Here is a 13,218-nt window from a genome sequence, read left to right as displayed (position 1 = left end):
ACCTGCGCCCCGCCGTGACCGTTCCGGGTCCCTCTCCCGCCGAGACCGTGCCGCGTGCCGAGATGCAGCGCGGCGCCCCCGGCAGGGGCTTCGCGCTTCCCCGCATACTGCGCCGTTCGGCGACGACGCTCGGCACGCTTCTCGTCACGCTGTTCGGCCTCCTGCTAGTGACCTTCCTGATCGCGCGCGTCGTGCCGATCGACCCGGTGCTCGCCATCGTCGGCGACCGCGCGACGCAGGCGCAGTACGAGGCGGCGCGCGTGGCGCTGGGCCTCGACCGGCCGCTCTGGGAGCAGTTCGCCACCTATGCCGGCGACGTCCTGACGGGCGACTTCGGCCGCTCCACGCTCACCTCCCGCCCCGTCCTCCAGGACGTCGCTGGCGCCTTTCCCGCGACGCTGGAGCTGGCGACGCTCGCGACCCTCCTCGGCGTTCTCGTCGGCATCCCCGCCGGGGTCATCTGCGCGACGCATCAGGGCCGATGGCCGGACCAGCTGATCCGCGTCGTCGGGCTCCTCGGCTATTCCGTGCCGGTCTTCTGGCTTGGCCTCGTCGCGCTCCTCGTCTTCTACGGCCAGCTCGGCTGGACCGCAGGCCCCGGCCGGCTCGATACGGCCTTCGAGCTCTCCTACGAGTTCGACGTCACGCCCTATACCGGCTCGATCCTCCTCGACAGCGCCCTGTCCGGCGCCTGGGACGTCTTCGGCAACGCGCTCTCGCATCTCGTCCTGCCGGCCTGCGTGCTCGGCTACTTCTCGCTCGCCTATATCGCCCGGATGACGCGCTCCTTCATGCTGGAGCAGCTCGGCCAGGAATACGTCACAGCCGCGCGGGTGAAGGGCGTCTCGGAGGCCCGCGTCGTCTGGGTCCACGCGCTCGGCAACGCCGCGGTACCCTTGATCACCGTCGTCGCGCTCTCCTACGCGACGCTCCTGGAGGGATCGGTCCTGACCGAGACGATCTTCGCCTGGCCGGGCATCGGCCTCTACGTCACCAACGCCCTCTTCGCCGGCGACTTCAACGCCGTCCTCGGCGGCACCTTCGTCGTCGGCGTCGCCTTCATCCTCCTGAACTTCCTGTCCGACCTCCTCTACCGCATCGTCGATCCGAGGGCGCGATGACGAGCCTTGCCCCCGAAAGGACCGGCCTTCGCGCCTGGCTGAACAGCGACACGCCCCGCTCGCGCGGCCATGCCCGCGCCATCGCGCTCTGGGGCGCCGTGTCGGACCTCGCCCGCAACCCGCTGACGGTCTTCGGCGCGCTCCTGATCCTCGCACTTCTTCTCACCGCCGCCTTCGCGCCGCTGATAGCGACGCACGCGCCGGACGCCCAGAACCTCGCCGGCCGCCTCCAACCGCCGGGCTGGAACGGCCACATCTTCGGCACCGACGAGCTCGGCCGCGACATCTTCTCGCGCATCGTCTACGGCTCGCGCGTGACGCTCTCGGTGGTCGCCATCGTCGCGCTCACCGCCCCGCTCTTCGGCCTCCTGATCGGCACCGTGGCGGGCACGCTCGGCGGCTGGGTCGACCGCGTCCTGATGCGCTTCACCGACATCGTCCTCGCCTTTCCCCGCCTCGTCCTGGCGCTCGCCTTCGTCGCGGCGCGCGGCCCCTCGATCGAGAACGCCGTGATCGCCATCGCGCTCACCGCCTGGCCGCCCTACGCCCGCGTCGCGCGGGCCGAGGCGCTCACCGTGCGCCGCTCCGACTACATCGCCGCCGCGCGGCTCGGCGGCGCCTCGACGCCGCGCATCATCCTCTTCCACGTCGTGCCGATGTGCCTGTCCTCGGTGATCGTGCGCGTCACCCTCGACATGGCGGGCATCATCCTCACCGCCGCCGGCCTCGGCTTCCTCGGCCTCGGCGCCCAGCCGCCGCTCGCCGAATGGGGCGCGATGATCTCCTCGGGCCGCCAGTTCCTCCTGACCAACCCCTGGGTCGCGACGATCCCCGGCATCGCCATCCTTCTCGTCAGCCTCGGCTTCAACCTCCTCGGCGACGGGCTGCGCGACGTCCTCGATCCGCGCTCGGCCAAGCGATGAGCGCGAGCCCCCCGCTCCTTTCCGTCGAGGACCTCCGCATCACCTTCGACACGCGTCGCGGCCCGGTCGAGGCCGTGCGCGGCATCTCCTTCAAGGTCGGGCGCGAGCGCGTCGGCATCGTCGGCGAGTCCGGCTCGGGCAAGTCGATGACCGGCCGCGCCGTGCTCGGCCTCGTGCGCCCGCCCGGCCGGTCGCAAGCGCGCTCCATCCGCTTCGGCGACGCCGAGTTGACCCGCCTCTCCGAGCGGGAGATGCGGAAGTTTCGCGGCGCGCGCATCGCCATGGTGATGCAGGATCCGAAGTACTCGCTGAACCCCGTGATGACCGTCGGCCGCCAGATCGCCGAGGCCCTGCGCGTCCACGGCCGGCTGTCGTCTACGGAGATCCGCGCCTGCTCGGTCCGCATGTTGGAGGAGGTCGCGATCCGCGATCCCGAGCGGGTGCTGGCGAGCCATCCGCACGAGCTGTCCGGCGGCATGGGCCAGCGCGTGATGATCGCGATGATGCTGGTGCCCGAGCCTGAGCTCCTCATCGCCGACGAGCCGACCTCGGCGCTCGACGTCACCGTGCAGCTCGATGTCCTGCGGATCCTCGACGGCCTGGTTCGGAACAGGGGCATGGGCCTCCTCTTCATCAGCCATGATCTGCGCCTCGTCTCGACCTTCTGCGACCGCGTGCTGGTCATGTATCGCGGCCGGATCGTCGAGGAGATCGCCGCGCAGGATCTGCCCCAGGCCCGCCACCCTTATACGCGTGGCCTCCTCGCCTGCCTGCCGCGCATCGGCGGCGGCGGCGCGCCGCTCGCGACCCTGTCGCGCGAGCCGAGCTGGGAAACACCCCTGCCGTGAGCGCCGCGTCCCCATCCCCGCCGCGCATCGAGGTTCGCGACCTCACCGTCGTCTTCGAGGGTCGCGGCCGCCGCGTCGCCGCGGTCGACGGCGTGTCGTTCACGGTGCCTCCGCGCCAGTCCTTCGGCCTCGTCGGCGAGTCCGGCTCGGGCAAGTCGACGATCCTGCGCGCCATTTGCGGCCTGGCGCCCGTCACCGGGGGCACGGTCCGCATCGACGGCGAAGCGCCGCCCGCCGGCCGCCTTGCCTTCGCGCGCCGCGTCCAGATGGTGTTCCAGGACCCCTACGGCTCGCTCCATCCCCGCCACACCGTCGACCGCGTCCTGTCCGAGCCGCTCCAGATCCACGGCTTCAAGGACCGCGATGCGCGCGTCTCCGCCGTCCTGTCCGACGTCGGCCTCGGCCCCGAATTCCGCTTCCGCCTGCCGCACCAGCTCTCCGGCGGCCAGCGCCAGCGCGTGGCGATCGCCCGGGCCCTCGTCACCGAGCCGGACATCCTTCTTCTCGACGAGCCGACGAGCGCGCTCGACGCCTCGATCCAGGCCGAGATCCTGAACCTTCTCAATCGCCTGCGCCGCGAGAAGGGCCTGACCTTCCTGATGGTCAGCCACGACCTCGCCGTGATCGACCACATGTGCGACCGCCTCCTTGTCATGCAGAACGGGCGGATGGTGGAGGAATTGTCGCGCACGAGCCTCGACAGCCGCGCCGTGTCCGCCGACTACACGCGAGCCCTCCTCGTCGCGAGCGAAGGCTTCCGCCGCGGCGCGCCGGCACCGGAGGCCGTACCCGTCAGCCGGTGATCAGCCCCGTCACGCCGCGCCGGATGAGATCCAGCGAAACGAGGACGAGCAGCACCGTCAGCGCCTGCCGGAAACGCGCCTCGTTCGTGCGCCGGAGCCAGGCCGTGCCCGCGAGCGTGCCGAGGAAGCCGACGGCGACCATGCCCGCGATCAGCCCGGCATAGGGCGCGAGTGCGACGCCGAGCGCCAGGAAGGCGAGCCCCTTCAGGGCGTGCTGGACGGCAGTAATCGCGGCGAGCGTGCCGACGAGCGTCATCCGGTCCGCGAAGGTCTTCGACAGGACCGCGGCGTTGAGCGGCCCCGTGGCGCCGAAGAACATCGTGAGAAAGGTCGTACCGAAGCCCGCGGCGGCGAAGCCGAGCGGCCCGATGACGGCGAGGCGCGGCAGGCGCAGGACGGTGATCGCGAGAACGAACAGGCCGAGCGCCGTCAGCAGCACCGGCTCGGGAAGCGTCACCACCATGCGGGCGCCCAGAAGCGCCCCGAGCGCTCCGCCGGCGAGAAAGGGCGGCACCACGCGCCAGGCGACCGCCCGGCGCTGCACGACGACGCGCCCCACGTTCGAGCCGAGCTGCACGAGGCCGTGCACCGGGATCAGCGCCGCCACCGGCAGAACGAAGGACAGCGCCGCGAGGAGCGCCAGCCCGCCGCCGAGCCCGAAGGCGGCGGTGAGCGCCGAGGTGGCGAAGCTGGCGAGCAGCATGAGGAGCCCGGTTCCGGGCTCCATGCCCGGGGGCAGAAGCGAAAGGCCGGCGAAGCTCTCCGGGCTCACACGCCCGTCGGCCCGCGCACGCTTTCCTGGGGCGTTTCCTGCGTCAGCGGCCCGCCGCGGGTGAACTGGCCCATCGGGCGGAAGCGCACGAGATAGGTCGGCAGGATCGCGTCGATCGTGTGCGGACGGATATCGAAGGCCTCGAAGGTGCGCCCCTCGCGCACCGCCTCGTCCGACACGACGTTGTCGACCTGGAGCTGGACGACCTGGTCGGGTGTCAGCGGCGCGCCCGGCAGGTGCTGCGCGAAGCCCGCGAGCCGGTCGGCGAGACCGAAGGGGATCGAGACGAAGGGACGCTTGCGGTCGACGACGCGCAGCATCTCCTCCATCATCTCGCGAAAGGTCAGCACCTCCGGCCCGCCGAGCTCGTAGATCCGCCCGCCCGCCACCTCGCCGTCGACCGCCTTGGCGACGGCCTCGGCGACGTCGCCGACGAACACCGGCTGGAAGCGCGTCGCCCCGCCGCCGAGGAGCGGCAGCACCGGCGAGAAGCGCGCCATGTTGGCGAAGCGGTTGAAGAACTGGTCCTCGGCGCCGAAGACGATCGAGGGGCGCAGGATGCGCGCGCCCGGCACGGCCGACAGCACGGCCGCCTCGCCCTCCGCCTTGGTGCGGGCATAGTCGCTGCGCGAGCCCGTGTCGGCGCCGATCGCCGACATCTGCGTCACGCCGATGCCGGCCCGCGCCGCCGCTTCCGCCACGACCCGCGGCCCTTCGGCCTGGAGGGCGTCGAAGTTCTGCTGCCCGCTCTCGGACAGGATGCCGACGAGGTTGACGACGTGGTGGGCCCCTTCCATCGCCCGCTCCACCGACCAGGGAAAGCGCAGGTTCGCCTGGACCGGCATGATCTGGCCGAGATTGCCGTTGGGCTGGAGGTGATAGGCGAGGTGCGGGCGGCGCGAAGCGACGCGGATGCGGTGGCCGCGCTTGGCGAGCGCCCGCACGACGTAGCGGCCAATGAAGCCGCTGCCGCCGAACACCGTCACCGTTTCTTTCGTGTCGATCGCCATCGATCCGTCGCTCCGCTCTTCTGGCCCCGCGGGCCTCTGCCCTGCCCCTGAAACGCCGCTGTCCGCGAGCAGGTCCTTGGTCGCCAAACCGCGCCGCTGTCGCCGCCGTTCCCGAGCCGCCGCCCGCCCGCATCGGACCGGCGCTTCCGACGCCCGCGGCTCGACGCCTCGAAGAGCCGTCACCACTGCGCCGAAGCGGCCCGTCCCGTCCGCCTGTAGCCTGTTCGCGCGCCCGCGGGAAGCCGCTGCGACGCGCCGCTCGTCGCTCCGCGGAGGGCGCCGGATTTCCGTTCCGACCCTCAACGAGCGCGTTGACTTCCGCCGCGCCCCCGCATAATGGTCCGCCCGTGCCCAGGTGGCGGAATTGGTAGACGCGCACGGTTCAGGTCCGTGTGCCGCGAGGCGTGAAGGTTCGAGTCCTTTCCTGGGCACCATTCCCCCTCTAGCTCGTTGATGCGGCTAGAGTTTTCCGAAGATCGAAGGTTTGCGGCTTCCCGACTTGTACGAGCGGGTGGCGTATTTTCCTTTCGATGTCGCGTCGCGTTAAGCACCCCCAGACAAGCGTCTACGACTTCCCCGAGATGATCTCCCGGCGGAACTCGGACGGTGGGACGTGAAGCATGCCTTCGGCACGAAGGACCCCGAGCAGGCCCGCGGGCGTCACCCTCGGGTGGCAGCAGAGGTGTGGATTGCGGCCACGTCCTTGAGTCAGCCCGGCGTCGACACACTCGATCGGTTGGCGTGCCGAACGGCGTTGAAGCCGCGCGACGATGCACGTCGCAGAGCTTCTGCGTCCTGACCTGCTCAGAGCGACAAGGGCTTTAAGTCCGCAGTCCCGGCGCTTCCTGGCCGGTGCGCTCGACATATTCGGAATAGCCGCCGCCGTAGAGATGCGGGCCGTCCGGGGTCAGCTCCAGCACGCGGTTGGACAGCGCCGCCAGGAAGTGACGGTCGTGGCTGACGAACAGCATGGCGCCTTCGAACCGCGACAGCGCCTCCACCAGCATCTGCTTGGTGGCGATGTCGAGGTGGTTGGTCGGCTCGTCGAGGACGAGGAAGTTCGGCGGATCGAACAGCATCCTGGCCATGACCAGCCGCGCCTTCTCGCCGCCCGAGAGCACGCGGCACTTCTTCTCGATCTCGTCGCCGGAAAAGCCGAAGCAGCCGGCGAGCGCGCGCAACGAGGCCTGGCCCGCCTGCGGAAAGCTGTCCTCCAGCGACTGCAGCACGGTGCGCTCGCCCTCGAGCAGCTCCATCGCATGCTGGGCGAAGTAGCCCATCTTGACGCTGGGGCCCCGCGTCACCGTCCCGGAATCGGGCTCCGAGGCGCCGGCGATGAGCTTCAGCAACGTCGACTTGCCCGCACCGTTCACGCCCATGACGCACCAGCGTTCGCGCCGACGCACCTGGAAGTCGAGCGCTTCGTAGATGGTGCGCTCGCCGTACCGCTTGGAGACGCCCTTGACCGTCGCCACGTCCTCGCCCGAGCGCGGCGCCGGCTGGAAGTCGAAGCGCACGGTCTGCTGGCGCTTGGGCGGCTCGACGCGCTCGATCTTGTCGAGCTTCTTGACCCGGCTCTGCACCTGCGCGGCATGGCTGGCGCGCGCCTTGAAGCGCTCGATGAAGGCGACCTCCTTGGCCAGCATCGCCTGCTGGCGCTCGAACTGCGCCTGCTGCTGCGCCTCGCCGATCGCGCGCTGCTGGCGATAGAACTCGTAATCGCCCGAATAGGAGGTCAAGGCGCCGGCGTCGATCTCGATGATCTTGTCGACGATGCGGTTCATGAACTCGCGATCGTGCGAGGTCATCAGGACGGCGCCGTCGAAGCCCTTGAGAAACCCTTCGAGCCAGATCAGGCTTTCGAGATCGAGATGGTTCGACGGCTCGTCGAGCAGCATGATGTCGGGGCGCATCAGCAGGATCTTCGCCAGCGCCACGCGCATCTTCCAGCCGCCCGACAGCTTGCCGACGTCGCCGTCCATCATCGACTGGCTGAAGCCGAGGCCGTCGAGCACCTCGCGGGCACGCCCGTCCAGCGCATAGCCGTCAAGTTCGTCGAAGCGGCCCTGCACCTCGCCGTAGCGGGCGATGATCGCGTCCATCTCGTCGGCTCGGGCCGGATCGGCCATGGCCGCTTCGAGCTCCGCCATCTCGGCGGCCAGCGCGCTGACCGGACCGACGCCGTCCATCACCTCGGCCACCGCGCTGCGGCCCGCCATGTCGCCGACGTCCTGGCTGAAGTAGCCGATCGTCACCCCGCGATCGACCGAGACCTGGCCCTCGTCCGGCGGCTCCTGGCCAGTGATCATGCGGAACAGCGTCGTCTTGCCCGCGCCGTTCGGGCCAACGAGGCCGATCTTCTCGCCGCGCTGAAGGGCCGCCGACGCCTCGATGAAGACGATCTGCTTGCCGTTCTGCTTGCCGATGCTTTCGAGGCGGATCATGCGGGAATTCCAGGTGGGCGCGAGGCGGGAGCCGCCTCAAACCACCCCGTCCATCGCCGCGCAAGGGCCGCGGCGTCACAGGCTCGGTTTTGACGGCGCTCAAGCGCCGTCGCGCTTTCCACGTCGACTCCGGTCGTCCGAGCCGGAGGGCTCTCGGGATCCGCGAGGGCTATGGGCCGAAATCTGCCCGTCTGCTTCTGAGACGATAAAGGCAGGCAATCCACCGTTCCGGCCTCGATCCATCGACAGCGGCCGCGGTGAACCGCTTGCGCCATGCTCGATAAGGGCTGGGTGCAGCCCCGCCCTAACTCCTACCGACCTGCTTTCGTCGCGGAATGAAAATCGGCGGGCTTGTTGGCGACCCATTTTACGAAACGTGCGACCGTTTCGTTGTCGGTCAGCGCCTTCCCGGCCTCCGCGTGCCGGACCAGTTCGCTTGCCGTGAAGTTGGCGTCGATGGTTTCCCGGCAGATGGGGTGGACGGGTACGGTGTCGCGACCGCCTCGGCTTTTGGGTATCGGGTGAAAGCGGTCCACGGTCTTTCCCACCGGCCTACCGCAGAGCCAGCACGTCTCGGCCGGCTTGTCGTCCACCGCATCGTTCGTGATCCAATCCGCATCCCGATCCTTGCGTGCCATCTTAACTCTCCCGACCTCCGGAACGAGGTGACGCATCTGGCGAAGGCGCCATCATGCCTGCGGCGACTGATGGGATGGAGCGAAGCGCGCAGTCAAGCTCACGGCGCAACCCGGTTGATGCCTCGGCAAGCTCAAGCGCCATGGTGAACCAGCAGGCGGCGCGCCGAGGCTCCGCCCCGCCCCTTGCGAGAGTTGCCGGGCGCCATCGGGGTCGATGCGCGCTCTCGAGGTTCGGCTGCTAGACCGGACGGTCGGCCGGCATGGCCGCCGCCTGCGTGGCGACGCGCTCACGGTGAATGACGTAGAGCCCGGAGGCCACGATGATGGCGATGCCCGTCCAGGTCATGCCGGCCGGGAAGTCGCCGAAGAACACGAAGCCGAAGATCACCGAGGTGACGATCTCCAGATAGTTCAGCGGCGCGAGCGTCGATGACGGCGCGAGGGACAGCGCATAGGTCATCGCCAAGTGGCTGATCGTGGCGGCGACGCCGACTGCGAGGCACGCGAACCAGATCGCGCCCTGGGGCAGCACGAAGCTGATCGGCTCGAGGCCCATGGCTGTGCCAAGGCCAAGAAGCGGCAGACACAGAAGGCCGGCGGCGATGGCTGTGTGGAACTGCATCGCGACCGGATGCTGCCGGCGGCTGAGCTGGCGTGTGACGAGCATGTAGAAGGCGAAGCAGAACGCGCTTGCCACCGGCAGGAGGGCGGCCGCGCCGAAATGGGCGAAGGAGGGCTGGATCACCAGCACCGTGCCGCCGAAGCCGACGAGCGCCGCCGCGATGCGGCGGGGGCCGACGTGCTCCTTGAGAAGGAAGCGGCCCATCAGGAGGAGCATGAACGGCGAAACGAACGCGATCGCCAGCGCGTCCGCGATGGGCATCATGCGCACCGCAGCCACGAAGCAGAAGGTCGAGCCGATGGCGGCCGCGGCGCGAAGCAGCGTCAGCCCCCCTGAACGCGCGTCCAGACGCGCCGGCAGCCGCATGGCAAGAACGATCGGCGCCATCAGCACGCCTTGGACCAGGAAGCGCGCGAAGGTCACCGTGCCCGTCGAAACCGACTGGACCGCGATCTTCGAGGCGACGTCGATCAGCGGAGCGACCATGCAGAAGGCCAGCATGAGCCCGATGCCCGGCAGGATCCGATCGATGGGAACATGATGGGCGGGGGCAACTCGGGTCATCGACGCCGGCTATAGGGACCGGCCGGCTGCGTCTAGTGACGAAAACTCGCCCCCCGCAACGGATCGAAAGAGATAAGCCGGCTTTCTGGAGCGTCAGCAGGAAAGCCACCCGTTCGCCGGCGGCCCCAATGCGGCGGTACGGACCCGCGAGGACGCGTCCCAAAAGTGGTCATTCGCGCCGGTAGTGCATGGCTACTGCGCCGTTCCGGAGCGGCTTCGCGGAGACCAGTTCGAGGTGTCGCGTGGTGGGTAGCCCGCCCTGGTAGAGGGTCGGGCCGTGGCCGGCGATCCTGGGATGGACGAGGAGCTTGTACTCGTCGATCAGGTCCAGCCGGTCCAGCTCGGTCGCGAGTTTGCCGCTGCCGAGGAGCACGCCCGCCGGAGTCGCGTCCTTGAGCCTCTGCACGCCTGTTCGCAGGTCCCCGTCGATGTGATGGCTGTTGGTCCACGGAAAATCCTTCCGCGCCGACGACACCACGTATTTCGGCTTGGTCTCCAGCTTGACCGCCCACTCGCGGATCGCCGGCGGCGCCTCGACGTCGCCGCGAGCGACTGCCGGCCAGTAACTCTCCATCATCTCGTAGGTGGTGCGCCCCCACAGTATCCCCCCGCAATCATCCATGAGGCGGGTGAAGTAAGCATGCGTTTCGCCGTCCGCGATCCCTTCCTGGTGGTCGATACAACCATCCAGGGTGACGTTGATGCTGAAGGTCAGGAGTCCCATAAGGAGAGCTTAGGCCGCGCGCTCGCAAAAACGCAGACGGATTTCTCGCGGCCGAAATCCGATCCGCGGAGATCGTCCGGCCAAGCCCACCGGCACCGTAGAACCGGATGTCTAGAAACGGTCAGACCGTTGACGACCCTTTGGCGTCGCTCTGGCCTCGCTTCAGCACACCGAGAAGCGGGGGTTCAGAGCCGTCCGCCCGGTTAGGCTCACCTGGCTGTCGCAAGGATAACGATGACGAAGGTCAGCAGCCACATGAGAACGCCGATCCAGCCCGCCATTGATGGTGTAAAAACAAGGCGGCGTTCTTCGTCCCGATAGCAGCCAACCCATCCGCCCGGCTTTTCAGACGTCCAGTTGGCCGCTTTGATCTGCCCGATACTCAGGATGGGAAGGAGCACCCGTGCGGTGTGATAGCCGACGATGTCGACAAGGACGTCTACGACGAACAGCTTGCTCAGCCTCCCTCGTTAACCTGCACGAGGCGATACCACAGCGTCCCTACGGAATCCGCCTGAAAGCAGCGGCTATCGAATATTTGAATGCCGGAGGCAGACGGTCGCTTTTCCACCCGCCCGAGCCGCGCCACACCGAGGATGCCGGCCTCGGGAGATCGCCCTTCGCCCCACTATGGATCGGCACCTAAGTTGGAACTGGATCGTTGCGCGCCGGTTGAACGAGCTTATGCACGCGGGCTTGCACGCAGTATGGATCAACAAGCCTGAGGCATCAGCAGCAACGTTCGAGCCTACCCCATGCCGGCCCTGCGCGTCTCCTCCACGGACCTTGATGCGTTCCGCCGCTTTCGCGAGGACGACGAGGCGAACCTCGACCACTTCCTCGCGCAACTGCGTCGGCGGGTGCCTCCGACACCTGCGATGATCGCCGGCACCGCGCTCCACGCCGCGCTCGAACATTGCCTCCCCGGCGATTATCGCGCCCTCGCTGCGCGGGGCCACACCTTCACGTTCGAAGCCGAGGGCGAGATCGATCTGCCCGAGACCCGCGAACTGAAGGCAACGCGCGACTACGAGATCGACGGGCTCACCGTGACGCTCGTCGGCAAGGTCGACGCGATGCGAGGCAAACGGATCGACGACCACAAGCTCACGGGGCGCTACGATCCGCAACGCTATCTCTCGAGCGTCCAGTGGCGCGCCTACCTCGATATCTTCGAAGCCGACGAGTTCCGATGGAACGTCTTCGAAGGCCGAGCCGTCGCAGAGCGAACGTGGATCATCACCGGCATTCACGCGCTGACGGCGCGGCGTTACCCCGAGATGGGCGATGACCTCCTGCGCCAGCTCACCGAGTTCACCGCCTTCGCGCGCATCTACCTGCCCGAACGTATCGGCGAGCCGAAGGCGGAGCCACGGCAGGCCAGCTTCATGGGCCTGATCGACCGCCCCGGCGGCTTGGTACGCCTCGGCAACTCGGCGCGACCGGTACTGGCAAAAACATCAGTGAATTAGAGACATGAGAAGGACGCCGCCATTCCGATGGCGCGAGGAGCGGCAGCCGGCTTCGCTGCCCATCGGCGGGATAACCTCTGGAGCATCCTGGTGTCGGCGATGGCGACACCCCGCGCTCTCGCCTTCGGCCATCACAGCCTATGCCGCGTGGTCAGAAGCGCGAGATGACGGTGATGCCGAGGTCGCTCGAGCGGTCCATGCCGGTCAGGGCGTCGACGCCCTCCTCCAGCCCGACATGCCGGCCGATGAGTTCCTGGGGCTTCAGGATGCCGGAGGCCATCATGGCGAGCATGGCGTCGTAGCGCCAAGCCTGCATGCCGTGGCTGCCGTAGATCTCCAGCTCGTAGGCGATGACGCGCGCCATCGGGATGCGGGGCGTGGCGTGCTCGCCGAGCATCAGCCCGACCTGCACGTGGCGCCCGCGCCAGCGCAGGTTCTGGATCGAGTTGAAGCTCGTCTTCGGCGAGCCGAGCGCGTCGATCGACAGGTGCGCGCCCCCGCTCGTCACCTCGCGCACGGCTTCCGCGACGTCGGCGACGCCGCGCGCATCGATCGTCGCGACCGCGCCCAGGCGCCTGGCGAAGTCGAGCTTCTCGGGGGAAATGTCGATCGCCACGGGATGGGCGCCCATGGCGCGGGCGATCATGATCGCCGACAGCCCGACGCCGCCGCAGCCGTGGACCGCCACCCATTCGCCGCCGCGCACCCGGCCCTGGTCGACGACGGCGCGGAAGGAGGTGGCGAAGCGGCAGCCGAGGCTCGCGGCGGTGGCGTCGTCGACGGCTTCGGGCAGCGAGACGAGGTTCTGGTCGGCGAAGTCGAGCGCGACGTATTCGGCAAACGAGCCCCAATGGGTGAAGCCGGGCTGGAACTGCTCGGGACAGACCTGCTGATTGCCCGAGCGGCACTCGCCGCAGCGGCCGCAGCCGCCGACGAAGGGCACGGTCACCCGGTCCCCTTCCCGGAAGCGGGCCACCTCGCGCCCGATCGCCACCACCTCGCCCGCCAGCTCGTGGCCCGGCACGTGCGGCAGGCGGATGTCGGGATCGTGCCCCATCCAGCCGTGCCAGTCGCTCCGGCAGATGCCCGTCGCACGCAGCTTGACGACGACCCCGCCGGGCGTCGGCGCGGGATCGGGCACCGCCCGCACGACCGGCGGCACGCCGAACTCCTCGAAAACCATCGCGCGCATCGGACACCTCCGGCCAGCATCATCGTCAGCGCGGCTCATAGCCCGCGCCCACCCGGCGCTCCAGGGGCAACGCGCGTCGGAGACG

General features: G+C 68.9%; 12 protein-coding genes and 1 tRNA gene. 6 read left to right on the top strand and 7 right to left on the bottom strand.

Annotated elements, in window-relative coordinates; all coding sequences use genetic code 11:
* Window positions 1–62: 62 nt before the first annotated feature.
* From FZN60_RS00180 to FZN60_RS00165, 4 genes are read left to right on the top strand one after another with little or no spacing between them, the layout of a single operon-like run.
* Window positions 63–1,121 (top strand): ABC transporter permease, encoded by a 1,059-nt coding sequence (locus tag FZN60_RS00180; RefSeq protein WP_158870596.1) that lies wholly within the window; start codon window positions 63–65, stop codon window positions 1,119–1,121.
* The gene (locus FZN60_RS00175; RefSeq protein WP_158869869.1) at window positions 1,118–2,044 is read left to right on the top strand and encodes an ABC transporter permease; all 927 of its coding nucleotides are present in this window, start codon (window positions 1,118–1,120) and stop codon (window positions 2,042–2,044) included. Before FZN60_RS00180 ends, FZN60_RS00175 begins: the two co-directional genes overlap by 4 nt.
* Window positions 2,041–2,892: an ABC transporter ATP-binding protein gene (locus tag FZN60_RS00170; protein ID WP_158869867.1), complete on the top strand. Its 852-nt coding sequence runs from the start codon at window positions 2,041–2,043 to the stop codon at window positions 2,890–2,892. The genes FZN60_RS00175 and FZN60_RS00170 overlap by 4 nt, the downstream gene beginning before the upstream one ends.
* A complete protein-coding gene (locus FZN60_RS00165) occupies window positions 2,889–3,695 on the top strand; it encodes an ABC transporter ATP-binding protein (protein WP_422570198.1) in 807 nt (268 codons plus the stop codon). The genes FZN60_RS00170 and FZN60_RS00165 overlap by 4 nt, the downstream gene beginning before the upstream one ends.
* Here FZN60_RS00165 and FZN60_RS00160 read toward each other — a convergent pair.
* Window positions 3,685–4,467 carry a TSUP family transporter gene (locus FZN60_RS00160; RefSeq protein ID WP_246726495.1) on the bottom strand — a complete coding sequence of 261 codons (783 nt, stop codon included), beginning with the start codon at window positions 4,465–4,467 and terminating at the stop codon, window positions 3,685–3,687. The genes FZN60_RS00165 and FZN60_RS00160 overlap by 11 nt on opposite strands.
* Window positions 4,464–5,477: a complex I NDUFA9 subunit family protein gene (locus FZN60_RS00155; RefSeq protein WP_158869865.1), complete on the bottom strand. Its 1,014-nt coding sequence runs from the start codon at window positions 5,475–5,477 to the stop codon at window positions 4,464–4,466. Before FZN60_RS00155 ends, FZN60_RS00160 begins: the two co-directional genes overlap by 4 nt.
* Window positions 5,478–5,826: 349 nt before the next feature.
* Between FZN60_RS00155 and FZN60_RS00150 the strand changes: the two genes are divergently transcribed.
* Window positions 5,827–5,911: transfer RNA gene (locus FZN60_RS00150), tRNA-Leu, on the top strand.
* Between the two features lie 387 nt (window positions 5,912–6,298).
* Here FZN60_RS00150 and FZN60_RS00145 read toward each other — a convergent pair.
* From FZN60_RS00145 to FZN60_RS00130, 4 genes are all read right to left on the bottom strand, one after another.
* Window positions 6,299–7,921: an ABC-F family ATP-binding cassette domain-containing protein gene (locus FZN60_RS00145; RefSeq protein WP_158869863.1), complete on the bottom strand. Its 1,623-nt coding sequence runs from the start codon at window positions 7,919–7,921 to the stop codon at window positions 6,299–6,301.
* A 311-nt stretch (window positions 7,922–8,232) separates the two neighbouring features.
* Window positions 8,233–8,559: a hypothetical protein gene (locus FZN60_RS00140; protein ID WP_158869861.1), complete on the bottom strand. Its 327-nt coding sequence runs from the start codon at window positions 8,557–8,559 to the stop codon at window positions 8,233–8,235.
* A 238-nt stretch (window positions 8,560–8,797) separates the two neighbouring features.
* A complete protein-coding gene (locus FZN60_RS00135) occupies window positions 8,798–9,745 on the bottom strand; it encodes a DMT family transporter (protein ID WP_199266445.1) in 948 nt (315 codons plus the stop codon).
* Window positions 9,746–9,914: 169 nt separating this feature from the next.
* Complete coding sequence (locus FZN60_RS00130) at window positions 9,915–10,469, bottom strand: dihydrofolate reductase family protein (protein WP_158869859.1); 555 nt, start codon at window positions 10,467–10,469, stop codon at window positions 9,915–9,917.
* A gap of 755 nt (window positions 10,470–11,224) precedes the next feature.
* On the opposite strand from FZN60_RS00130, the gene FZN60_RS00125 reads away from it, so the two are divergent.
* Window positions 11,225–11,941 (top strand): hypothetical protein, encoded by a 717-nt coding sequence (locus tag FZN60_RS00125; RefSeq protein WP_158869857.1) that lies wholly within the window; start codon window positions 11,225–11,227, stop codon window positions 11,939–11,941.
* A gap of 151 nt (window positions 11,942–12,092) precedes the next feature.
* On the opposite strand, the gene FZN60_RS00120 is transcribed toward FZN60_RS00125, so the two are convergent.
* A complete protein-coding gene (locus tag FZN60_RS00120) occupies window positions 12,093–13,133 on the bottom strand; it encodes a zinc-dependent alcohol dehydrogenase family protein (RefSeq protein ID WP_158869855.1) in 1,041 nt (346 codons plus the stop codon).
* Window positions 13,134–13,218: the final 85 nt, after the last annotated feature.

Source organism: Antarcticirhabdus aurantiaca, from assembly GCF_009765365.1.
In the GTDB taxonomy this organism is placed as follows: Bacteria; Pseudomonadota; Alphaproteobacteria; order Rhizobiales; family Rhizobiaceae; genus Antarcticirhabdus; species Antarcticirhabdus aurantiaca.
This window is presented reverse-complemented; position numbering and strand designations above follow the sequence as displayed.

What these genes read in the sequence shown, in the direction of transcription:
- FZN60_RS00155 (WP_158869865.1), bottom strand. Translation starts at nt 5,477, where the DNA reads ATGGCGATCGACACGAAAGAAACGGTGACGGTGTTCGGCGGCAGCGGC.
- FZN60_RS00135 (WP_199266445.1), bottom strand. Translation starts at nt 9,745, where the DNA reads ATGACCCGAGTTGCCCCCGCCCATCATGTTCCCATCGATCGGATCCTG.
- FZN60_RS00170 (WP_158869867.1), top strand. Translation starts at nt 2,041, where the DNA reads ATGAGCGCGAGCCCCCCGCTCCTTTCCGTCGAGGACCTCCGCATCACC.
- FZN60_RS00130 (WP_158869859.1), bottom strand. Translation starts at nt 10,469, where the DNA reads ATGGGACTCCTGACCTTCAGCATCAACGTCACCCTGGATGGTTGTATC.
- FZN60_RS00120 (WP_158869855.1), bottom strand. Translation starts at nt 13,133, where the DNA reads ATGCGCGCGATGGTTTTCGAGGAGTTCGGCGTGCCGCCGGTCGTGCGG.
- FZN60_RS00140 (WP_158869861.1), bottom strand. Translation starts at nt 8,559, where the DNA reads ATGGCACGCAAGGATCGGGATGCGGATTGGATCACGAACGATGCGGTG.
- FZN60_RS00180 (WP_158870596.1), top strand. Translation starts at nt 63, where the DNA reads ATGCAGCGCGGCGCCCCCGGCAGGGGCTTCGCGCTTCCCCGCATACTG.
- FZN60_RS00145 (WP_158869863.1), bottom strand. Translation starts at nt 7,921, where the DNA reads ATGATCCGCCTCGAAAGCATCGGCAAGCAGAACGGCAAGCAGATCGTC.
- FZN60_RS00175 (WP_158869869.1), top strand. Translation starts at nt 1,118, where the DNA reads ATGACGAGCCTTGCCCCCGAAAGGACCGGCCTTCGCGCCTGGCTGAAC.
- FZN60_RS00125 (WP_158869857.1), top strand. Translation starts at nt 11,225, where the DNA reads ATGCCGGCCCTGCGCGTCTCCTCCACGGACCTTGATGCGTTCCGCCGC.